This is a genomic window from Alteromonas sp. ABV2_168 (assembly GCF_056161165.1).
The window spans coordinates 19,214-42,243 of record NZ_JBSWYQ010000010.1 but is presented as its reverse complement, the minus strand read 5'-3'; the positions used below and the strand labels follow the sequence as shown (position 1 = coordinate 42,243).

The following is a 23,030-nucleotide window of genomic DNA, read 5'->3' as shown; positions in this document are numbered from 1 at the left end:
GATTTCAACCGCTTAATCCGCAATTTATCTAATTATTTTTCTGTCTGCTTTGTAAAGCGGTTATATGCCGTATACTCAGAACGTAAAGAGATAAGCGGGGGAGCGTTGTGAGCGTTAATAGTATTATGAGTCAGCGGGTGGTGAGCGTGAAAATGGACGACAGCCTGCACACCATTAAGGAGCTGTTTGAAGCCACCGGGTTTCATCATTTACTGGTTGTCGAGGGCCGCAAACTCACCGGGATTATTTCTGACAGAGACTTACTGAAAGCTCTGAGCCCGTTTATCGATACGATTTCAGAAAGGGCGAAAGACAGGGCGACGCTGGAACGGCGGGCACATCAAATCATGACCCGTGACGTGATTACCGTTAAAGAACACAGTTCCGTTCTTAACGCCATCAGCACCTTTAACCGTCACCGCTTGTCATGCCTGCCGGTCATCAATGCAAAAGACGAACCTGTCGGGGTATTATCCTGGCGGGATATTCTTCGCTACATGGAAGACAAGGTAACCGCCAGGCAACAAAATTAATCTGCGGCGAACTGTTTGAGGGCGTCGCCGTCCAGTCGGTATCTTATCCACTCACCTTGTGGTTTGGCGCCAATAGACTCGTAAAAATCAATAGCGGGTTGATTCCAGTCCAGTACGCTCCATTCAAAACGGCCGCAGTTTTGTTCTGTTGCGATCTTTGCCAGATGTTTCAGCAGAGCTTTGCCTGCACCGCAGCCTCTGGATGCCGGTGATACATACAAATCTTCCAGATAAATGCCGTATTGTCCCTGCCAGGTGGAATAACTGAAAAAATAGATGGCAAAGCCAACCGGGCCGTTTTCATTTTCACACAGCACACAGTGTGCCTTTGGTTGATCTGAAAACAGGGTATCCTCAATATGCGCTATGGTTGCTTTTACTTCATGCTCTGCTTTTTCATATACCGCCAGTTCGGTAATGAAATCGAGTATTTGCTGGCTGTCCTGCACTACTGCAGGACGGATGGTAAGTTGGCTCATCAAAGAAACTCCGTAAATTATTCCGTGCGTGGCTGGCCGGTGGATTTTCGTCCGGGCGTTACATGCTTCGCAATCCGGACAATGTGATGAAACAGCCATTTAAAGGCATTGCCTGAATCAATAAGAATGAGATACAGACAGGGCACCAGAATAAGCGTCACCAGTGTGGCGTACATTACAGCAAATCCCAGCGCGATAGCCATAGGAATCACCAGAACAGCCTGAAGGCTTGTTTCAAAGAGAATGGGCAGTACACCCGCAAAAGTCGTAATGGATGTGAGCGTAATGGCTCTGAAACGGGCAGAACCCGCTTCTTCCACAGCATCCCGGGTACTGTACCCCTGACGGCGGCGCTGGTTAACAAAATCTGTCATCACCAGTGAGTCATTAATCACAACCCCGGCGGCGGCAATCAGACCGAAAAACGACATGGTACTGAGATCATAGCCGAGCAGGAAATGTCCGAATGCTGCGCCGGTGAAGCTGAAAGGGATAACCGACATAATGATGAGAGGCTGGCTGTAGCTCTTTAACGGCACGGCCAGCAGTATGTACACCATAATCATAGCGGCAGTGAAAAACAGCATTTGCTGATCCTGCTGTGCCTGTTGCTCTTCAATATCACCGCCCAGTTCTGTCATGACACCGGGGTAGGTTTTTTGCAGTTCCGGTAGCAAGTTTTCATAGATGGCTTTTATAGCTTCACCCGGTTCTACTTTCTGTTCGTCGATGCTGCCCCAGATATATACACTGCGATAGCCACTTTCACGGCGGATATAGCTGATGCCGGGGGCTTCGGTCAGCTCCGCGATGTCACCCAGCATGACTTCCTGACCGGCAGGAGTGGTAATCACACTGTATTTAAGATCGGCAAGCCGTTCCCGCTGAAGGGCAGGGTAACGCACCATGACCTTAACTTCCTCGCCGTCACGGATCACCCGCTGGGCTTCGCCACCATAAAAGCTGCTGCCAATCTGCCCGGCGATGTTTTGCAGCGTAAGACCAAGATCGTAGGCCACCGGCTTCAGTTTCATCTGTACTTCTTTGCTGGCGGGATCGATAGTTGAGCTGACGTCAAACAAGCCTTCTTCCCGCTGTAGCATCTCAATGAAAGCCAACCCGGCCGCGTTCAGGGTCTCCAGCTCCGGCCCGAACAGCAGAAAACCAAATTCGCCGTCATCGCTGCCGCCGTTGATATCATCTATGACAACCAGTGATTTCATTGCCGGAATGTCCGGCATGGCTTCACGCCAGCGTCTGGCAAGTTCGAAGGTATTAATTACCCGTTTACTTTCATCTACCAGTGGTGCAAACACTTCGCCGTTAGTACGGTCGTCGTTGAACACCAGAATATCCCGGACCATGCCGTCGCCACCAAACTCCTGTTTGATTTTTTCATCTTCATCGAGGATGGTTTTTTCAATGATTTTTAACGCATCGAGTACGGCGCTGTCCGGTACGTTTTCGTTCATTTCAACGCGGACTGAAGGGAAGTCGTGGGGCACTTTGCCTTGAGGGACCATGCGAATGAAATTGCCCTGAATTAAACCCAGTGCCAGCATCAGCAGTGCCACAAACACCATCAGCACAGCCCATCGCCATTCAATGGCTTTAATGACGGTACGCTTGTACGGACCGTTGACAAAGCCATTAAAGCGGCTGTTAAAACGGGCGCGCCAGCTGTCCGGCTTCACCGGCTTAAATGTGGTGTGAGCGATGTGCGCCGGCAGAATAAGTTTGGATTCAATGAGACTGAAAACCAGACAACAAATCACCACCACGGCGATGTTCACCATGAAAGGTCCGTCCATACCGTCACTTAATGTGAAGGGAGCAAACACGGCGATGGTGGTCAGCACCCCGAAGGTTGCCGGTGTTGCGACACGCTTGGCACCGCGGATCACGTTATTAATACCGCTGCCTTTGCTTTCAACTTCTGTGTAGGCACTTTCTCCGATGACGATGGCGTCATCCACCACAATACCCAGCACCATGATGAAGGCAAACAGAGAAATAATGTTCAGACTGATACCGAGAAGCGGCATCATCATCACTGCGCCGAGAAAACAGACCGGCAGCCCGAGCATGACCCAGAAGGCGAGTCTGAAGCGTAAGAAAATGGTCAGCAATAATGCAACCAGAATGGCACCCTGCAGCAGGTTTTTTAGCATCATGTCCAGACGGCCGTCGAGGTAGTAAGTCATGTCGACCATGGTTTCCAGCGACACACCTTCCGGAAATTGTTCATTTTTATGCGCAATGTAAGCTTTTACTGTTTCTGCCACTGGCACAATATTCTGTGAAGGTGTTGCTTTAACCGAAATATAGATAGCGTTTTTACCGGAATACTTGAAGTAGTATTCGCCCTCGGTAAAGGCATCGCGGATCTCTGCCACATCGCCAAGCAATACCTTGGCACCGCCGGTGCCGACTTTAACCGGGATGGCAGCAAATTCTTCGCCACGGTAGTACTGGTTCTCAACACGCACAGAGATAATGCCAGAGCGGGTTTTCAGTTGTCCGGCAGACAGGTTGGTGGAATACGCCCTGATGGCGGTGCTGATATCACTGATAGAAAGATTGTATTTACGTAACTGATCAGGATTTACTTCAATGGCAATTTCGTCTTCGGGATAGCCCACGTCGACCAGCGAAACGTTATCCAGCAGTAATAATTCATCCTCGACTTCTTTCGCCAGGACTTTCAAATCTTTAAGCGGAAGATCGCCCACAATGGGCATGTCGATAACTTGCTGCCTGAACGCCAGTTGCCGGATATTCACCGGTTCCATGTCTGCAGGGAAGGTGGCAATGCTGTCGACTTTCAGTTTAATTTTATCCAGAACGTCGCTCAGTTCTTCCTTATCGTCAATCTCCATATTGACTTCGCCACCGTTGCGGTAAGCTCTTGAGATCGTACTGTTGATTTCAGAAACGTCTTTTACCGCCTCTTCAATCTTTATCAGGATCCCTTCTTCAATTTCCTGCGGAGACGCGCCCGGGTAACTCACATCAACACGGATGTAGTTAACCTCGACGTTGGGGAACATTTGTTTCTGGATAGAGGAATAGGCAGACAAACCCATGATGATAATAAAACCCATCAACAGGTTTGCAGCAACAGAGTTTCTGGCGAACCAGGCAATCACGCCGCGGTTCGTATCGTATTCCTGATGCATAACTTCCCCTTAAATACCGGCGGAAGTGCTATTCGCATGAGCCGCAACCAGTTTGTTGCTCTGCTCAATCACTTTCACTGCCATTCCGTTAAGCGGATATTCCGGCGGGGAGGTGACAAGTTGCAGACCATCAAAATTCCCGCGAACGAAATAGAAATCGTCCTGCTCACGGACAATTTCAACAATCTCCGACTGCAATGTGGCATCTTCACTCACCAGCCAGATCCGTTTATTGTTCACCAGTTCCTGTGGAATACGGAACACATTTTCCAGTGTTTTACCGTTAAAGCTGATGTTGGCGAAACTGCCGAATTTAATCTGGGCTTTGCCGGAGCGTACACCGTAAGGGTCGTCAATACGTGCAACCAGATGACTCATTCTGGTGGACTGATCCACGATACCCAGATCGCGGTGGAGTTTGGCCGGGATAGTACGCCTGTCTACGGTTACTGTTGCGTCGAGGCCGGTGACGCTGACAGGCAAAAATGACTGGTCGAAGCCGGCAACCGGGAAGGTAATTTCAGCGGTTTCCACATTATTCAGAGTGGCAGCCACTGTACCGGGAGTTACGTAGTCACCGGTACCGATTTCACGACTGATGATCAGAGCATCATAAGGGGCGCGTACTTCACAATTGTCCAGATCCCGCTTAGCAATGCGTAACATGGCTTCAGCAGATTTTACGGCGGCCTGTGCGCTGAGTAACTGAGGCTTTCTTAAATACAGGTCGGTCACACGACTCTTTGACATGCCGGCCGCTTCCCGCTCCGCCACGTTCGCCTGAGCCTGCTCCTGTATTAATTGTGCCTGTGCTGATGACAGGTTAGCTTCGGCCTGCAGCAATGCGGCTTCGTAGGCATCTTTCTCGATGGAAAACAGGATTTCACCACGACGGACAAGCCCGCCGGGCACAAAATCCGGGTTCCAGGACGTTACCTCCCCCGATACCTGAGCAGCCAGCATGGTGCTTTCAAGCGGCGTGATTTCGCCATAGGAATTAAGGGTAACCGCGTAATCTTCAGCCTGAAGCTCGCTGATTGTCACTGTCGGACGGGTATCTACTACTTCGGGTTCTTCTTCTTTATCACCCGCCGAGGCGATAAGTGTCATACCTGCAAATCCTGCAGCAAGAATGACGATTGGCAGGGCAATTTTTTTCCATTGCATGTGACGCTTCCCCAGTTTCCATCTCTGTTATTATGATACTTGTTGAATCTGCTGATTGTATTGTCTGTTTGTAACAGCGTATTTATTTTGTTTCAGCGACTGCTTTTTTTATTATTGCATAACACTGGCGCATACAACTTTATTACGACCAGTTTGTTTTGCTTTGTATAGTGCTTTATCGGCCAGAGATAACCCACGGTTAAGTGAAATTTCCTCATTTATTTCACATAAACCGAAACAGGCGGTGACCTTTATTTCTTTTTGTTCCAGCCAGATGCTGGTTTTTGCCAGCGTATTACGAATTTTTTCTGCCAGAACAGAAGCACTTTGTTCTCCGGTTTCAGGCAATACCATTAAAAACTCTTCTCCGCCCCAGCGGCAGACAATATCTTGCCTGCGCACATTTTGCCGGAGAAGGGTTGCAGTACGTTGCAACACAATATCACCGTTTCCGTGCCCGTAAGTATCGTTGATTTCCTTAAATTTATCTACATCAACCAATATGAGTGTGAATGCAGAACGGGTGCGCTGATGCCGTTTTATTTCCTGCCCCAGCAGTTGCTGCATGCCTCTGCGGTTTGGCAGTGAGGTCAGGGTATCGTGTAGTGCCTGTTGTTCGTATCTGTCACTGAGTTTCTGCATCAGCTCAAAGGTCCGCTCACGACTGTATTCGTAAAATGCAGATAAGAATGTGACAGTGGCAAACGACAGTATCAGCCGGCTTTTAAAATCCGTGGAGTAACTGGTTAACAGCAGGGCATCATGTGGTGTGAATAGAATAATGACAATGAGCAGCGTAAATACTGCCATCACCATCAGACCCCGTTTGAAACCGCCGAAAAACATTGCAACGGGGGGTAATATGTAAATCCAGAGCGGGCCGGTATTGTTATGCCCGCCGGTAACTAACAGGTAAGTTTCCAGCCCCATCAGGCAACCTGTCAGTAAATAAACCGATACCATCCGGCCGATTTTATTGGGGTAGGTAGCCTGAATCTGACTGGCCAGAAAAAACAACAGCGATGCGGACAGTAAGCTGAATCCGAGCGGCCATCCACCGTTCATCAGAGAGCTTATCCCCAATACCAGTGTGATGCTGATCCCTACCAGAGAGAACAGATTGACAACCAGTATCCGGCGATTAGTTTCTTCGTCAAATTCGGGGTGACAACCGCGTTTTAAAAAAAGCGATGTGGCCGGCTTAAACATTGTCCTGCTTTTGAATCGTTACGGCGCCTTATCACTTATCGCTGAAGCCAGGTCATCGACAAGCAGGCGCATAGTTGCCACAGCCTCTTCAAAGCCATCGCCCTGCATGGGGCGGCGGAAATCAAACTGATGTATTTGAGGCTGTGTGTTTTCGTCCTCTTTCCAGTATTGACCTTTAATCAGCACGTTGCCATCAAATGCGGGAATAAAATCGTCGATTTTAATATGTAATCCTGACACAGGGTATTGTGGTGAATACACGGCAGCAGGTAAAACTGCCACTCCGTGATGTTGCAGAGAGGCGGTTAAAGCCTGACGGAGACTTTTATCCAGTGGCTCAGCCCATACATGGCGGGGGGAAAAATACACCGTAGCAGGTCCGGTTTGCATAGCCAGAGAACGCTGCTTCAAATACTCAGGTAAACTGAGTTGTTCAATATAAACCCGTGCTGCCGGCTCAGATTGTTCTTCAGTTGTCGCCTGAGGAGAGTGCAAAACGTAATAGGTTAAGGATGCCGGTGCACTGCTGCAACCGCTCAATAACGCAGTAAAACAGGCAGCGGCGAATAACTTAGTTCTCATTAAACATTCCTTTTCCGGCTTTCGGCTGAATATCTTCTTCGCTATTGTCCGAGAAGATTAACCCGTTAGGTTTTTGATTAAGTTGCAGCAGCAGAGGCTGAATATTCCGCAGGGTTTCCTGCATCGTATCAACGGTTTCCTGAATTTCACCTTTACTCAAACCGCCTTCGGTATAGTTTTCCAGTAGTGCAGACACGTTGATCAGCATTTCATTCAGGTTCTTATTCAGGGCTTTCGCGTCAATATCGCCCATCAGAGTATCAAAATCACTGCTTGCCTGTTCAACACGGTTAGATGCGGCTTTAATGTCGTCGATCACATTGGTGACCTCTACAATCATGGTTTCCAGAGGTAAATTATTGAGCTTATCCAAAATTGCATCAGCTTTTTGTGTGAGCTGAGTGAACTCGTTCGACACGGTGGGAATGACTTCAATATCGCTGATGGTTTTTACCGTCAGAGGGCTGGCATTGATGTCATGTTGTAAATCGACATAAAGTCCGCCGGTAAGCACATTTCCCATGCGCAGCGTGGCGCGTAAATCCTTGCCTATCCACTCGTGCATGGTGTCTTTAACAGCTTGCAGACTTTCCTGTGTATCCTGCTGGCGCACTTTGCCCGGATAGATGCGGATAAGCACAGGAATAGGGTAATTCTGATCAAGAATATTACCGTCTATCAGATTGGCCGGATTAATTTGCGCCACTTCACCCACTTCAATACCACGATATTCCACCGGCGCACCTTCGGTAAGGCCCCTTACGGTTTCATCTATCAGCAGCACGTAACTGGCGTACAGTTTATAGCGGGCGTTAGAGGCGGCTGCATCATCAGAGAAAATAATAAAACTGGCATTTTCATCTACCTGTCCACCTGAACTCGCGCCTTTAGGAATACCGAAAGTGACGCCGTTAGCCAGCAACGTTTCCAGCGAACCGGTTTCAACTTTTACACCACTGGATTTAAGGTGCAGCTTTACGCCACTGACATTCCAGAAGCGTGTATTCTGGGTGATCAGCTTATGATAGGGAGCCTGAATGAAGGCGCTGTAATACACCACACGTTCTTCAATATTAAATTCTGCTTCTTCAAATTCGCCGACTTTAAACCCCTTGTAAATGATCGGGTCGCCGGGTTTATAGGCAAACTTATCATTACTTTTTAAAGTCAGATGCAAGCCCGGTGTGCCGGGCGGTGTAGCCGGCGGGCGTTCAAGAGCAACAAAATCAAATTTACTGCGACCGCTGTCATCGGCAGACATGGCGATGTAAGAACCTGACAGAAGGGTATTTAAACCGGAGACTTCAGAAAAACTGATCCGTGGTGCCACCACCCAGAAATCGGTATTTTCTGTCAGCAGCCGCTCAGCACTGGCATCAATGCGTGCGGTGACAAGTACACCGTCAAGGTCCGGCTTCAGCTCAATTTTCTTCACCTGACCAACTTCAAGATCCCGAACCTTTACCGGCGTTTTGTTAATTTCAATGCCACTGGCTGATTTCAATTCTATGGTGATTAACGGCCCCTGGTTTTTCCACTGGTACCACACCATCCATCCGCCGGTAATAATGGCAATAATCGGGATTAGCCAGACCTTTGAAACGTGGGTTGTTGATTTTATTTTAGCTTCGTCTGTCATGCTTACTTCCTGTTTTGCCAAATCAGGCGGGTATCAAAAGTCATTGCTGCCACCATAGTAACAAAAACCACGCCACAAAATGCGAGGGCGGCCGGGCCGGGATAAATAGAAAGCGTGTTACCCAACTGCACCAGTGCTACCAATACTGCCACAACGAAGACATCGATCATGGACCAGCGCCCTATGCCTTCCGTCACGCGGTAAAACCGGGTCCGGATGCGGGGACGTTTCTCAAGACCGCGCTGCACGGTTAAATTCAGCCACGCGAGTATGATGATTTTCGCCACCGGAATAATAACGCTGGCAATAAGAATAATAATGGCCACCGGATAGTCGCCGGATTGCCACAGTGTGATAGCGCCGCCCACGATGGTACTGGGCTCATCACGTCCGAACATTTCGGTATGCATAATGGGAAGCATATTCGCCGGGATATAAAGCAGTGCAGCGGTAACCAGTAATGCCCAGGTGCGCTGAATACTCACTGAGGCGACTGCCGGTGTCAGTGGTTTCGGTGGCGGCACTTCTCCGAAAATCCAGAACGCATAGCGGTTGATATCGAACTGAATAATACAGGCGGTCATACAGACAGAAAAGGCAATGAAAGCATAAAATGACAGGCCGATAGCAATGTCTGCCATAGAAGATATTTTGATCAGGCTGACGAGTGTGCCTACCAGAAATATTTCCGCCATGCTCCAGGGCATCAGCGCTTTCACCCAGAAAAACACATGCTTCACAAACACAGGTTTTTTATTGTGTTTACGGCAGTGGCTTAAAATCATCATCCCGGTGAGCACGAGTCCGGGGAAAACCACGGTGGCCAGGCCGGTGATTATGGCCAGCGACAGGTAATCCTGGTTCAGCAGCGCATTGAAACTGTCTGGCAGCGCAATCTGGTGCTGAATGCCACTGGCACGGAAGGATAAGAAGTTAAAGGGCAGGGAAAGGCCCAGAAAAATGAGTGCACTGATGGCAAACGCCAGTACTTTATCATTTTGATGATAACGATAAGTCAGCAGGGTATGGCCACATTTGGGGCATACAGCCCGTTGCCGGTGATCCAGCGAAGGTAAATGTACTACCGTCAGACATTGGTCACATTGAATTGTAGACAGCGCGTTTTCCTGCATGCCCGGCCAGATTTATCCTGTAGAAACAACCAACTTATACAATAGCACGAATTTGTTCAACATCAGCGCCTTTATCTGTAACGGAATGTCACCCGCCGTAAAAAGCAAAAAAGGTGGCACAAAAGGCCACCTTTTTCTTACTGAAAAAATATCAGTAGTTAGCGTTACCCGGCGTGCGGGGGAACGGAATGACGTCACGGACGTTCTGCATGCCTGTTACATAAGCAACCAGGCGCTCAAAGCCCAGTCCGAAACCGGAGTGAGGGACGGTGCCGTAGCGGCGCAGATCACGATACCAACTGTAATCTTCTTTGCTCAGGCCCATTTCTTCCAGGCGGCGGTCGAACACGTCCAGGCGCTCTTCACGCTGTGAACCACCAATGATTTCACCAATACCCGGCGCAAGGATATCCATTGCAGCAACGGTTTTGTTGTCATCGTTAATACGCATGTAAAACGCTTTAATGTCTTTCGGGTAGTTCTGCATGATAATCGGCGCACCAACATGCTCTTCTGCCAGATAGCGTTCATGCTCCGATGACAAGTCCACACCCCATTCAACCGGGAACTCGAACTCTTTACCACTGGCTTTCAGAATTTCGATAGCATCGGTGTAATCCATACGTACGAAATCAGAACTGATCAGTTTTTCCAGACGCGTAATGGCATCCTTGCTGATTCGCTCTGCAAAGAAAGCCATGTCATCGGCACGTTCTTCAAGCACGGCTTTGCACACATATTTCAGCATGTCTTCCGCCAGTTGTGCCACATCGCTTAAGTCAGCGAACGCCACTTCTGGTTCAATCATCCAAAATTCCGCCAGGTGACGGGAGGTGTTGCTGTTTTCTGCACGGAATGTGGGACCAAAGGTGTATACCTTTGACATCGCTGCACAGTATGTTTCAACGTTCAGCTGACCGGATACGGTAAGGTAAGTTTCTTTACCGAAGAAATCTTCCTTATAGTCAATCTCACCTTTATCAGTGCGGGGCAGGTTCATCATATCCAATGTGGACACGCGGAACATTTCACCGGCACCTTCTGTATCACTGGCGGTCAAAATGGGTGTGCTGATCCAGAAGTATCCGCGCTCATGGAAGAAGCGGTGAATAGCCTGCGACAGACAGTTGCGGATACGGGTAACAGCACCGATAACGTTAGTGCGCGGACGCAGATGTGCATACTCACGCAGATATTCAATTGAGTGACGTTTGGCTGCCATCGGGTAAGTATCCGGGTTTTCTACCCAACCTAAGATTTCGATACTTTTGGCTTCCAGTTCTACCGCCTGGCCCTGGCCCTGAGACGGTTTGACTTCACCTTCAACAGATAAAGAGCAACCTGCCGTCAGGCGCTGAATATCAGCATAATTTGACAGAGAATTTAACGCGATTACCTGTACGGGATTAAAGCAACTGCCATCGTGCAGAGCGATAAAAGAAAGTCCGGCTTTTGAGTCGCGGCGAGTACGCACCCAACCTTTTACCGTCACCGTTTCGCCAACTGCGTACTTACTATCAAGCACGTCGACAACGGGCGCATGCGTCATTTGAATGTCTCCATCTTACCTGTTTGAAAAAATAATGTGTTATCAGGCGTAAAAATGCCGTAAATAACTAAAAGACACAGAAGAATTGCCGATAGTAAATGACAAAGCTAAACGCTGATAAACAACGAAAAAAACTATTAATCTTGTTATGGCATGCCAACCGGTCAGGCATGGCGGGTATCTAAAGTGTCGGTTCGTACGTATAAACGAATCGCTAGTATACTCATTCAGAAACGGGATACCAGCGAACTTTCTGCACGGAGAACTAAAATATCATGAATTCGCAACAACCGGACAGACGACGTAAGCCGAGAGATAAAGACGGTTTTTACCAATTTGTTCTGACAGTCAACTCAGTTTGCTGGCTGGTGCTGATTGGAGCACTGGTGGTATTTCATTTTGCCCGTCCGGAAATGGTCACGGGCTTACAAACATATTGGGGCATTGAAGGGCGCACTACCTGGTCTGAAGAGCATGTGGACGCGCTGATCATGTTGTTGCAATTGTGTCTGGGTATGACGTTGCTGACCATGCTGCTGCGTTCCCGTCGTAACCGTCGCCGGGAAGACAACTACGGAGTGAATTTATTTATTCTCGCGGGTATTTCAATGTTAAGCCTGTTCACCCTGAATGTCAGTGTAGCCTGATACAACGGCAACAAGCTCAACCAAAAAAGCGGCCTGTAAAGCCGCTTTTTAAACCATATGTTACCTGCAACGGGTTATCAGACGAAGGCTGACTGCACCAGATACCAGGTGTAAGCCACATATCCCAGTACAAATACACCACCTTCCAGTCTGTTCAGACGACCCTGACCTTTAATGCCGATACAGAAGATAAAGAGTGCCACCGACAGCCCTAACATGATCATGACGTCGCGGTAGAAAAAGCTTGGCTCAACCTGCATAGGCTGAATCGTTCCTGCGAGTCCTACCACTGCCAGCGTATTAAACATGTTCGAACCGATAACATTACCCAGTGCCAGGTCATGTTCACCCTTACGGATAGCCATCAGTGATGAGGCCAGCTCAGGTAGAGACGTGCCCACCGCAATGATGGTTAATCCGATAATGGTATCGCTGACACCAAACTGGGTGGCAATTTCCACTGCTCCCCATACCAGAATACGGGAGCTGGCGACCAGCAAAGCTAACCCGGCCAGCAGCCAGATCACATTGGTTTTAACGCTGGCATCGTCCGGATTAATTTCACCTTCATATTCAGCGGCAAGGGTATCACTGCTGCCTTTCATGCCAGTCCAGATACTCCAGCCCATCAGCAGTATGAATAAACCAAGCAGGGAGAATGCATCATCTTTGGATACATGAAAATCAATTAATTGCCAGCAGGCGAAAAAGGTAAGGCCAAGCAGAATAGGCAGTTCGCGGCGGATGATATCTGAGCGGACGGCAATAGGGCTGATAACCGCGGTCAATCCAAGAATGAGTGCGATGTTAGCGATATTAGAGCCGTATGCGTTACCTAACGCAATGCCTGAATTGCCCTGCATCGCAGCAAATACCGACACGATAATTTCCGGTGCAGAGGTACCGAATCCGATGATTAGCATACCAATGAGCAACGGAGATAAACCAAAATGCCGTGCCACACCGGCGGCACCACCGACAAATTTTTCTGCACTCCACAGCAGAACCAGCAGGCCTGCAATTATCGCTAAACTGGGTAAAAGCATATCAACTCCTTGGTACCCGTAACGGCGATAAGAATACGGGCGGGACATAGACAGATCATGTGACCACTATATAGCGTTTCTGCTGCGTTATTTAAACGTTCTCTGATAAAAAAATTAAAACGATTTAGTGCATAAAAATAACAGGCGGAACGCTATCACAAAAACTCATGGTAACGACAAAAAAAAGCCGTTCTGAAAACACTGGTGAATGCCAGCAGTTGAATTACACTGCCCGGACAGAAAAGGTTACCTTCAATGAAATCAACATTGTGGTAACAAATAGTTCTTACTTATTCAGGTATCAAGAAGCATTTCATGCATAAAACTCTTATCGTTGTTGACGACATTAGCGGTTTCACTCTGCCGGACCAGACCATTCTGACTTTTCAGGATTATCTGGATGAATTCCCGAAACGGAATGAACCCAAAACCCGTGTTATCAACTTGTGTGACACATCCCGCTATTTAAGTCAGGGATATTACTGTTCGTTGCTGGCGCAAGCGCGTCAACACCGTGTGTTACCGTCTGTAAAAAGGATCAATGATTTGCGCATTGCCGATGAGGGCAGTGCCCGTTTACCGTTGCCGGACAAATTTAAATGGCCGGTGACAGAAGGCATCGAATCTTTCTTTGTACTGTTCGGTAAAACAAAAGATCAGGCTCTGTTGCCGGTTGCGGCCACAGCGTTTGAAGCATTTCCGTGTCCGATTTTACAGGTCACTTTACATATAGCTGCTGACAACATCGGCTTTATGGAAGTGCAGGCACGTGGCTTTGCTGATTTGCCGGATTCACTGAAACAAGACTGTATTGACGGTTTACAGCAGTTCACACAACAACAGTGGCGCAGTGACCGCAAAGGCAAGAAGATGCGTTGGGACATGGCGATTCTGGTTAATCCTGATGAGCCGACACCTCCGTCTGACGACAAAGCGATTAAAAACTTTGTAAAAGCGGCGGAAAAAGCGGGCTTCAATGCTGAAGTGGTAACCAGCTTAACACCGGAAGCCGTGGGCCATTATGATGCCCTGTTTATCCGCGAAACTACTGCGATAGACCATCATACCTATCGTCTGGCCCGGGCAGCAGAGCGTGAAGGCCTGATTGTTATCGATGACACCCAGTCGATTTTGCGTTGCTGTAATAAGGTGTATCTGCAGGATGCGTTTGCTTATCAGCAAGTGCCTGCACCGCGAAGTAAGATGGTTTCAGACAGCACTGATGACACCTGTCAGGAGTTGATTTCAACCCTGGGGTTACCTCTGGTGCTTAAGTTGCCTGAGAGTTCGTTCAGTCGCGGTGTGTATAAAGTGGAAAGTGCGGAAGCGCTGAAAACACGTCTGGTAGAAATGCTTGAAGCGTCGGCGCTGGTACTGGTGCAAGAGTACGTGTTTACCGAGTTTGACTGGCGGATTGGTGTGCTTGGTGGCAAACCTATCTATGCCTGTCAGTACTTCATGGCACGCAACCACTGGCAGATTTACCATCACGAAGGTGACCGTTTCAGTTCCGGTGGCTTTAAAACCATGCCGACTTTTGAGGTGCCAAAAGCAGTCTTACAGGCGGCGATCAAGGCGGCCAAAGTGGTGGGTGACGGCTTGTACGGTGTGGATATTAAACACTCAGGCAACAAAGTGTACGTGATTGAAGTTAACGATAACCCGAGTATTGATTCGGGCGTCGAAGACAAATATCTGGGCAAAGAATTGTACCAGTTAATTATGCAGGAATTTGCAAACAGGTTGGAGTTACGCGGTCGATGAGCGCCAAACTTGCAGCTCGTGAAGTCGCAGAGCCCGTATTATCACTTTCACCGGTGACGGTACGGTCTGCGGCGGCTGAGGATTTATCGTCTTTGTGTGATGTTGAGCAACGTTGCTTTTCTCATGACAAATTAAGCCGTCGTCGTATGCGCTTTTATTTGACGGCGCCCCATGCTGAATTGCTGGTGGCTGAACGGGACGGCATTATACTCGGTTACGCATTGTTGTTATTACGACGCGGAACCATGCTTACGCGCCTGTACTCTATTGCAGTGCTGCCGGAGGCGAGGGGACAACAGGTTGCCCAATCGCTGATTGGTGAACTGGAAATCAGGGCATTGTCGCGGGGAAAGCGCTTTATGCGCCTGGAAGTGTCTGAGGACAACAAGGGCGCAATAACACTGTATCAACGTTTAGGTTTTAGTCAGTTTGGTATGTATAACGAATACTACGAAGATAAATCTGACGCCATTCGTATGCAGAAAGTACTGAACTATCCTTCCAGTACTGCAGAAGTTGATGTGTATCCGTGGTATCAGCAAACCACCGAATTTACCTGTGGTCCTGCATCGCTGATGATGGCGATGGCACAGTTGAATAATGAGTACGTGGTGTCGCAGGAAAAAGAGCTATCTCTCTGGCGACGTGCAACTACGATTTTTATGACGTCAGGTCATGGTGGTTGTCATCCGGTAGGACTGGCTCTGGCAGCGGCTGACGAAGGCTTTAAGAGTGAAGTATGGTTGAACCGTACATTACCGCTTTTCACTGACGGCGTAAGAACAGCTCATAAGAAAGACATTGTAGAGGTGGTGGAACAGGGTTTCCTGCATGAAGCCGGACAAAAGGGCATTACCGTTGATATTCACGAATGGAAAATGGAATCTTTGGATGCCTTGCTGGAAGAAGGCGCTGCGGTACTGTGCTTGATCAGCACCTATGCGTTTGATAAGAAAAAAGCGCCGCACTGGGTCACGGTGACAGCCTCAGACCAGCGTTGTTTCTATATTCACGATCCGGATCCTGAAATCTTTGAAGATCAGGTCGTCGAGTATCAGCACATTCCGGTCGCGCGGGAAGATTTTGTGCGTCTGGTCAGCTATGGCCGGCGAAAAGTCCGGGCGATAGTCATTATCAGAAAACGCTGAATTTAAAGCGCGGTGTGAGAATAAATCACTCCGCGCTTATTCGTTTTCAGTCTTCAACGGCTGATACGCGCGTTGAAGTTACGCAGTGCCTTTACCAGATTAGACAATTCTGCCGCTGAGCCCTGAAAAAGAGAAGGCTTAGTGAAAGTCGTGCCTTTACGGGCAGTGTTAAACGTACGTTTAATATCGAAGGCGGCAGTGCGGTCTGTGAGACGCTTCCATTCGCTTTGCAGAGAACCCGGAATAGCGTGGCGTTTTGCCAGAATGTTGTCTCGAATTTGCAACACTTGCCCAATCAGTAACGTATTTTCATTCAACATGGTTAAAACCTATTTCAATGTTGTTAGTAGTCTAAAGCCTTTATTTATGGGGTCCTGACACCAACTTATTGCCGTTTGACCCTGAATAAAGGAGCGCATTCACTTAAGACTGTTGCAACATCGATGCCTGTTTATCCTTTAGTATAATAAAAAGGCCGGTCAGTCCCGGCGCTTTACCTCATCGTATTGACGTTTGAGTAAGGATTCAGGCAGGTAAATAATAGCAATGTTCAGGGACCGGTCATCCTCTGCCAGCATTGCCGACTGTATTTGAATCTTTGTACCGTCGCGGCTGAACGTCGGGTGAGTATGATCTCTGGCCGAAGTTTTGTGGCCACCGCTGAGCAATTGCATTTCATCTGTCGTTCTGTCAATCAGATACAGATTACGTTCGAAGTCATCACCCACAGCCCAGCGCCCGTCCGGAGAACCGTGTACATGCCAAAGTCCGCTGCCGCTGCGGGTTTGCCCGGCAATTCGCATTTCATTTGTACGCAAGTTCACAATACCCAGTCCTGTGGGTTTCTGGCGGCTGGCTGACGGGCCCCATTCATCATCAGTACCGACGTCGCGATGCCCCATGATAGCAAAGGCTACTTCGTCCCTGGTGATCACTGCTTCATGGGTGACCCACTCATAATCTGCTTCAGGGTATAGGGCTTTGACTTCTCCACCGACTTTCATTGTCCACATTCGTTGTGGCGATTTGCCGCCGGTTTCCCAACAAAATACCAGTTCCCTGCTTACCCAGGGGTTAGTCTGTATGTGACCAAGCTGGAAGGGCAGTGCCACCACCATGTCTATCTTTCCGGTTTGAATATTCATACTGGCGATGCCTGTCGGGCCCGCGCCCATATTGCGGGGACCGAAATTTTCCTTGAGCGCAACCTTATCACTCAAGTGTCTGGCTGCTTCTTCCCGGCCAATACGGAAATAAATGATATCTTCGGCGGCATCCAGCGCCATATCTCCACCGGCCCCCATGGAGGCGGGTACAACTCCCACTGTTCGTTCATAGTGTCCTGACTGCTTCACTTCATTATTCTTTACGTCCTCGAGCAATGCTTCAATGTTCACTTCGATGATGGCTTTATCGTTCGGGTTATCGCCGTAACGGGGTTGGGCATCTGCTGCAACAGCAGGATCCCGCATCAAATAGAGCTTGCCGCTTCGCTGTGCATTCACCAGCATGCCAAAATAACCACCTTCACTGACCTGCACTAACAGGCCGGTTTCTTCGTTGACGGCCATGGCCTCTCCCGGCACCCGTGCAGACCTGAATACCAGCCACTCACCGTCAGCCGTCCATTGAGGATGAGTAGGGTAAATTTTGGCGTCACCCTTTGACTGCGTAGTTAGAAAGGCGATTTTTACACCGGTAACCGGATCGCGGATAACTTTTCGTTCCGAAGGAAAAGTGTCACCGGTGGCCGCGCTGGCCGGATTTTGTAACAGACAGGCAAACAATAATGCGAAATTGTAAAGCGGGTTCAGGCAAAAGGGGGTAACAGTCATGGCAATTTTCTTTTTGTGGTTAGCTGAACTGAAAGCAAACCACAGTGCTTACTTTTGCGCGACGGATACCTGATTTTTTTGTCAAATATGAAACACAGCAGCCAGAAGCGGTGCTAACTGCTTAACTTTTCACGGGGTCCCTGATGCTTATCTTAACTGAACCGGACCCGCGCCTTTCTCGCCTGACGCCAGTGATACACCCGGCGACCGGCCCAAAGAGGCGAGACCACAAGAATGTTCAATGCAATGGCAACAATCAGACTGAATACAATGGCCGCCGGTGTCAGGGGGATGGACGGCGCAAAATTATCCAGCACTCTGAATAAAGTATCTTTCCTTGCGGGGGCAAACATATAGCGGGCCTGCTCAAAGTAGTTGCCGGTGGAGAGGGTTTTTATGCCATTGTCTGCTTCTTCCAGTTTCGCTTGCAGCGCGGCTTTATTTTCAGCGTCCTGCTGCACCACGCCATCGGCGTTATTCCGCAGGCTTTCTATTAACGCATCTACAGAACTGAAATTGAATTGTCTGGCCAGATTTTCCAGCTCTATGACCTGTTCTCTGGTGGCATCGTAGTAGCCTGAGAGATACTGGCGGTAATGATCCGCCAGAATGGGAACCTGCAATGCAGCGATGAAGAGTCCTGCGAACAGAATTTTATCAATTACCAGGGCCATCAGCTGCATTGTTCATCCTTTGTTTTACAGACTGGCTAAGGTGTCATAAATGCCCGTTGTCAGTCTTTCAAGTTGACTTTCAGTGATTATGTACGGTGGCATGATATAAACCAGTTTACCGAAAGGCCGGATCCAGATCCCTTTTCCGACGAAATGCTTCTGCAGTATGGCCACATTGACCGGTTGTTTCATTTCAACCACACCGATTGCACCCAGCACCCGCACGTCAGCCACACCGGGAAGCGCTTTGCAATTTGGCAGGCTGGCTTTCAGTTGTGATTCAATGCCGGCTACCTGTTTTTGCCAGTGCCCTTCATTAATCAGTGACAGACTGGCATTCGCTACAGCACAGGCCAGCGGGTTACCCATGTATGTCGGGCCGTGCATGAATACGCCGGGTTCTCCCTGGCACACACCTTGTGCCACATCTTCTGAGCATAATGTTGCAGCGAGTGTCAGATAACCCCCGGTGAGCGCTTTGCCTACGCACATGATATCCGGGCTGATATGTGCATGGTCACAGCCGAACAGTTTTCCGGTACGGCCAAATCCCGTGGCTATCTCATCACAGATAAGCAGCACATCGTAGGCATCACACAATTGACGGCAGCGTTTCAGGTACTCCGGATGATAAATCCGCATGCCACCGGCACCCTGAACCACCGGCTCAATGATGAGAGCGGCTAATTCATGATGATGGCGTTCAAATAATTCCTGCAGCGGCAAAATATCATCTTCACTGAAGGTCTGATCAAACCGGGTTTGCGGGGCCGGCGCAAACACCTGTTTGCTGAGTACACCGGAGAATAAGCTGTGCATCCCGTTTACCGGATCGCATACCGACATGGCGGCGAAGGTATCGCCGTGATAACCATTGCGGGGCGCGATAATCCGGTGCTTTTCCTGACGCCCCTGACAGGCCCAGTACTGCAAGGCCATTTTCAGTGCCACTTCAACGGAAACTGAGCCGGAGTCGGCCAGAAAGACCCGGTTCATGCCGTCGGGTGCCATATCAAGCAGCGTGCGGCAAAGTGATACCGCCGGGTCATGGGTCAGACCGCCAAACATGACATGGGAAAACTTGTCGATTTGCTGTTTGGCTGCGTTGTTCAATACCGGATGATTGTAGCCATGGATGGCTGCCCACCAGCTCGACATACCGTCGACCAGGTTCTCACCGGTGGCCAGAGTAATTTCTGCGCCGTCAGCTCCGGTCACCTCAAAACAGGGCAGGGGGGAGACGGCAGACGTATAAGGGTGCCAGATATGCTGGCGATCAAACTCAATATTGCTCAAAATGTAACCATTGGTAAAGGTTTGGAAATGGTCAGAGTTGACAACTCTGTAACCAGGCATAGACTAAGCCAGCATTTCTCATTAGTAAAGGATAGGGCATGACCATCGCGTCCAACGCACCACAACATCAGGCAGACATTCGCCATGACTGGACCAAAGCCGAAGTTAAGGCACTTTTCGCATTGCCATTTAATGACTTACTGTTCAAAGCCCAAACTGTTCACCGTCAGTATTTCGATCCGAACGAAGTGCAGGTGAGCACGTTATTATCAATTAAAACCGGCGCGTGCCCGGAAGACTGCAAATACTGCCCGCAAAGCGCACGCTATGATACCGGATTAGAAAAAGAGCGCTTACTGGAAATTGAAAAAGTGATTCAGCGCGCTAAAGAAGCGAAAGCCACCGGATCCACCCGTTTCTGTATGGGAGCTGCCTGGCGTAACCCCCGTGACCGCGATATGCCTTATGTCACACAGATGGTGTCTGAAGTGAAAAAGCTTGGTCTGGAGACCTGTATGACGCTGGGTATGCTTACCCGCGAGCAGGCTGTGGCACTGAAGCAGGCCGGTCTGGATTATTACAACCACAATCTGGATACTTCCCCTGAGTTTTACGGTGACATCATTACAACCCGTACCTACGACGACCGTCTTAATACCTTGCAGAATGTGCGTGATGCCGGCATGAATGTATGTTCCGGCGGTATTGTGGGCATGGGGGAATCTGCAGAAGACCGTGCAAGCCTGCTGATGCAACTGGCTAATCTGCCGGAACAGCCGCAAAGTGTTCCTATCAATATGCTGGTGAAAGTAGAAGGAACGCCGCTGGATAAAGTGGACGATCTCGAACCATTCGAATTTATCCGGACCATTGCGGTCGCACGCATCATGATGCCTGCCTCACACGTGCGTTTGTCCGCCGGCCGTGAAAACATGAATGAACAGATGCAGGCGCTGTGTTTTATGGCCGGTGCCAACTCTATTTTTTACGGTTGCAAGCTGCTGACAACCTCTAACCCGGATACCCACGAAGACGTGTTGTTATTCCGCAAGCTGGGCATTAACGCTGAGCGTACCCGCGAGTTCTCTGATGAAGCTCATGAGCAGGCATTGCAGGAAGAAATTGCCGCGCAATCAGCGCCGGCTGACTTGTTTTACGATGCCACCGCGCCCCGTAAAACCGCGCCTGCGGAGGCCTGATGGCATTTGATTTTATCAATGCTGAGCTTCAGAAAAAGCAGGATGCCGGTTACTTGCGTCGCCGGCATTGTGTGGAATATGAAAAAGACGGCATTATTTGTATAGCCGGCGAGCACTATCTGAACTTTGCCAGTAACGATTATCTGGGCATGCGTCAGCATCCGGGTGTGCTGCAAAGCTGGGTAGAAGGCTTAGCCCAGTTTGGTGGTGGCAGCGGCGCGTCTCCGTTAGTGACAGGCTACACACAGGCCCATGCGGCCCTTGAAGCCTATCTTGAAGAGCATCTTCAGCGTGAAGCGGTACTGCTGTTTAATTCCGGCTTTGCAGCGAATCAGGCCATCTGTCAGGCACTGTTTCAAAATGGTGGCAACGTACTGGCCGACAAATATATGCACGCTTCATTCATTGACGGCGTGCTTGCCAGCAAAGCTGAATTCAAGCGTTTCCGTCATAACGATTTAGCGCACTGCGAAATACTACTATCCGGTTTATCCGGCGATACCCTTATCGCCAGTGAAAGTATTTTCAGCATGGACGGAGACAGCGCACCGGTTAAAGGACTTGTTTCACAAAGTCGTGACAGCGGCGCGTGGTTGATGCTGGATGACGCCCATGGATTTGGCGTACTGGGCGAAAATGGTTTCGGTGTGGCAGAGCACTATCAGCTTACACAGCAGGATTTGCCGGTACTGATGGGCACATTCGGTAAGGCGGTGGGTACAGCCGGTGCCTTCGTTGCCGGCAGTCAGGCCTTTATTGATTATCTGGTCAATCACGCCAGGCACTATATTTACTCCACCGCGCTGCCGGCCTCTCAGGCTATTGCTACCTTGTATTCGCTTACGGCCATATCAACGGGTGACGAGCGGAAAACGTTACATGAGAATATTGCGACGTTTCGTTCGCTTGCTCTGGCGCAGGGCCTTCAGTTAACTGAATCTGTCGGTGCCATTCAGCCTGTGATGTGCGGCGATCCTCATAAGGCGCTGGCGCTGTCAGAAGCGCTGAAACAACGTGGAATATGGGTACCGGCAATACGTTATCCGACAGTGCCGAAAGGGGCTGACAGATTGCGGATCACCATTACTGCTCAACACAGTGCCCGGGATATCAGCGTGCTGGTGGATGCATTAATGCTGGCTATGGAGGCGGTGTGAATCAACCCGCTTCAAAAACCGCTGAAACAGCCGTAACCCGCAAACAGGCGATTGCTGCTTGCTTTGACCGTGCCGCTCATTCATATAATCAGGTGGCAGGAGTTCAGGCCCGTATCGCTGCCCATGCCCGCAGTTTGTTGCACGTTGAACCGGGCAGCCGGGTGCTTGATATCGGCTGCGCCACAGGGCGGGAAACCGTGTTGCTGGCGAAAAACGGTGCACAAGTTACCGGTCTCGATATTGCCGCAGATATGCTCCAAAAGGCGCGGCGGGATTATCCGTCTCTGACATTCAAAGAAGGTGATGCGGATGCACTGCCTTTTTCTGCACAGCAATTTGATGCGGTATTTTCCTCAATGGCGTTGCAGTGGAGTGATGATCCTGCCACTGCGATGCCGGAAATTGCCAGGGTGCTTAAACCCGGGGGCAGAGCGCAGTTAGCCATTATGGTTGCCGGTTCTTTTCACGAGCTTATTCAGGCCCGTTCAGTGGCGGGGTTGCCTGAATCCGTAAACACTTTACCTCAGTCACTGGTGTGGGAAAAAGCAGCCTGTCAGGCTGGCTTTCAAGTAGTGAAAAGTACGGTTGAAACGTATACAGAGCACTTTGACGGAATACGCAGTCTGCTGCATTCAATTACTAAAGCCGGTGCTGGCTTATCAGACAGCGGACACGCACAACATTCTTTCACCCGCAATTCACTGAAAGCGTTGGAAAAGGCTTTCTGTACCGCCCCGGCCGGCACGCTGCCCCTCACTTATCACGTATTACAGATATCGCTGGAACGCTAATTT

The 23,030-nt window shown here is 49.4% G+C and carries 20 protein-coding genes; 7 read left to right on the top strand and 13 right to left on the bottom strand.

Going from position 1 to position 23,030, the window contains the following annotated elements; genetic code table 11:
* The first annotated feature begins 107 nt into the window (after positions 1-107).
* Complete coding sequence (locus ACXAH4_RS15010) at positions 108-533, top strand: CBS domain-containing protein (RefSeq protein WP_474844809.1); 426 nt, start codon at positions 108-110, stop codon at positions 531-533.
* Here the strand turns inward: ACXAH4_RS15010 and ACXAH4_RS15005 are convergent.
* From ACXAH4_RS15005 to asnS, 8 genes are all read right to left on the bottom strand, one after another.
* Positions 530-1,012 (bottom strand): N-acetyltransferase family protein, encoded by a 483-nt coding sequence (locus tag ACXAH4_RS15005; RefSeq protein WP_474844810.1) that lies wholly within the window; start codon positions 1,010-1,012, stop codon positions 530-532. The genes ACXAH4_RS15010 and ACXAH4_RS15005 overlap by 4 nt on opposite strands.
* A gap of 17 nt (positions 1,013-1,029) precedes the next feature.
* Positions 1,030-4,191 carry an efflux RND transporter permease subunit gene (locus ACXAH4_RS15000; protein WP_474882465.1) on the bottom strand — a complete coding sequence of 1,054 codons (3,162 nt, stop codon included), beginning with the start codon at positions 4,189-4,191 and terminating at the stop codon, positions 1,030-1,032.
* Between the two features lie 9 nt (positions 4,192-4,200).
* On the bottom strand, positions 4,201-5,358 hold the full coding sequence (locus ACXAH4_RS14995) for an efflux RND transporter periplasmic adaptor subunit (protein WP_474882463.1): 1,158 nt from the start codon (positions 5,356-5,358) through the stop codon (positions 4,201-4,203).
* A gap of 111 nt (positions 5,359-5,469) precedes the next feature.
* Positions 5,470-6,567: a GGDEF domain-containing protein gene (locus ACXAH4_RS14990; protein ID WP_474844813.1), complete on the bottom strand. Its 1,098-nt coding sequence runs from the start codon at positions 6,565-6,567 to the stop codon at positions 5,470-5,472.
* 18 nt (positions 6,568-6,585) lie between these two features.
* Complete coding sequence (locus ACXAH4_RS14985; RefSeq protein ID WP_474851142.1) at positions 6,586-7,149, bottom strand: PqiC family protein; 564 nt, start codon at positions 7,147-7,149, stop codon at positions 6,586-6,588.
* The gene (gene pqiB / locus ACXAH4_RS14980; protein ID WP_474844815.1) at positions 7,139-8,788 is read right to left on the bottom strand and encodes an intermembrane transport protein PqiB; all 1,650 of its coding nucleotides are present in this window, start codon (positions 8,786-8,788) and stop codon (positions 7,139-7,141) included. The genes ACXAH4_RS14985 and pqiB overlap by 11 nt, the downstream gene beginning before the upstream one ends.
* A gap of 2 nt (positions 8,789-8,790) precedes the next feature.
* A complete protein-coding gene (locus tag ACXAH4_RS14975; RefSeq protein WP_474882462.1) occupies positions 8,791-9,921 on the bottom strand; it encodes a paraquat-inducible protein A in 1,131 nt (376 codons plus the stop codon).
* Between the two features lie 151 nt (positions 9,922-10,072).
* Positions 10,073-11,470: an asparagine--tRNA ligase gene (gene asnS / locus ACXAH4_RS14970; protein ID WP_474844817.1), complete on the bottom strand. Its 1,398-nt coding sequence runs from the start codon at positions 11,468-11,470 to the stop codon at positions 10,073-10,075.
* 275 nt (positions 11,471-11,745) lie between these two features.
* On the opposite strand from asnS, the gene ACXAH4_RS14965 reads away from it, so the two are divergent.
* A complete protein-coding gene (locus tag ACXAH4_RS14965; RefSeq protein ID WP_119500839.1) occupies positions 11,746-12,117 on the top strand; it encodes a hypothetical protein in 372 nt (123 codons plus the stop codon).
* A 77-nt stretch (positions 12,118-12,194) separates the two neighbouring features.
* On the opposite strand, the gene ACXAH4_RS14960 is transcribed toward ACXAH4_RS14965, so the two are convergent.
* The gene (locus tag ACXAH4_RS14960; RefSeq protein WP_474844819.1) at positions 12,195-13,163 is read right to left on the bottom strand and encodes a calcium/sodium antiporter; all 969 of its coding nucleotides are present in this window, start codon (positions 13,161-13,163) and stop codon (positions 12,195-12,197) included.
* Between the two features lie 315 nt (positions 13,164-13,478).
* Between ACXAH4_RS14960 and ACXAH4_RS14955 the strand changes: the two genes are divergently transcribed.
* Positions 13,479-14,927 (top strand): RimK family protein, encoded by a 1,449-nt coding sequence (locus ACXAH4_RS14955; RefSeq protein ID WP_474882460.1) that lies wholly within the window; start codon positions 13,479-13,481, stop codon positions 14,925-14,927.
* A complete protein-coding gene (locus ACXAH4_RS14950) occupies positions 14,924-16,075 on the top strand; it encodes a GNAT family N-acetyltransferase/peptidase C39 family protein (protein ID WP_474844821.1) in 1,152 nt (383 codons plus the stop codon). The genes ACXAH4_RS14955 and ACXAH4_RS14950 overlap by 4 nt, the downstream gene beginning before the upstream one ends.
* 53 nt (positions 16,076-16,128) lie before the next feature.
* On the opposite strand, the gene ACXAH4_RS14945 is transcribed toward ACXAH4_RS14950, so the two are convergent.
* The 4 genes from ACXAH4_RS14945 to bioA all read right to left on the bottom strand — a co-directional run bounded on the left by ACXAH4_RS14945 (position 16,129) and on the right by bioA (position 19,880).
* A complete protein-coding gene (locus tag ACXAH4_RS14945; protein ID WP_119500843.1) occupies positions 16,129-16,395 on the bottom strand; it encodes a hypothetical protein in 267 nt (88 codons plus the stop codon).
* Positions 16,396-16,554: 159 nt separating this feature from the next.
* Entirely contained in the window at positions 16,555-17,910 is a 1,356-nt protein-coding gene (locus ACXAH4_RS14940; protein WP_474882459.1) for a hypothetical protein, read from the bottom strand.
* A 152-nt stretch (positions 17,911-18,062) separates the two neighbouring features.
* Positions 18,063-18,593, bottom strand: a complete 531-nt coding sequence (locus tag ACXAH4_RS14935; protein WP_474882457.1) for a DUF2937 family protein — start codon at positions 18,591-18,593, stop codon at positions 18,063-18,065.
* Positions 18,594-18,608: 15 nt separating this feature from the next.
* Entirely contained in the window at positions 18,609-19,880 is a 1,272-nt protein-coding gene (gene bioA / locus ACXAH4_RS14930; RefSeq protein ID WP_474882594.1) for an adenosylmethionine--8-amino-7-oxononanoate transaminase, read from the bottom strand.
* A gap of 98 nt (positions 19,881-19,978) precedes the next feature.
* Between bioA and bioB the strand changes: the two genes are divergently transcribed.
* From bioB to ACXAH4_RS14915, 3 genes are read left to right on the top strand one after another with little or no spacing between them, the layout of a single operon-like run.
* Complete coding sequence (gene bioB, locus ACXAH4_RS14925; RefSeq protein ID WP_119500846.1) at positions 19,979-21,079, top strand: biotin synthase BioB; 1,101 nt, start codon at positions 19,979-19,981, stop codon at positions 21,077-21,079.
* Positions 21,079-22,236: an aminotransferase class I/II-fold pyridoxal phosphate-dependent enzyme gene (locus ACXAH4_RS14920; RefSeq protein ID WP_474844824.1), complete on the top strand. Its 1,158-nt coding sequence runs from the start codon at positions 21,079-21,081 to the stop codon at positions 22,234-22,236. Before bioB ends, ACXAH4_RS14920 begins: the two co-directional genes overlap by 1 nt.
* Positions 22,233-23,027, top strand: coding sequence for a methyltransferase domain-containing protein (locus ACXAH4_RS14915; protein WP_474882455.1), 795 nt, complete (start codon positions 22,233-22,235; stop codon positions 23,025-23,027). Before ACXAH4_RS14920 ends, ACXAH4_RS14915 begins: the two co-directional genes overlap by 4 nt.
* Positions 23,028-23,030: the final 3 nt, after the last annotated feature.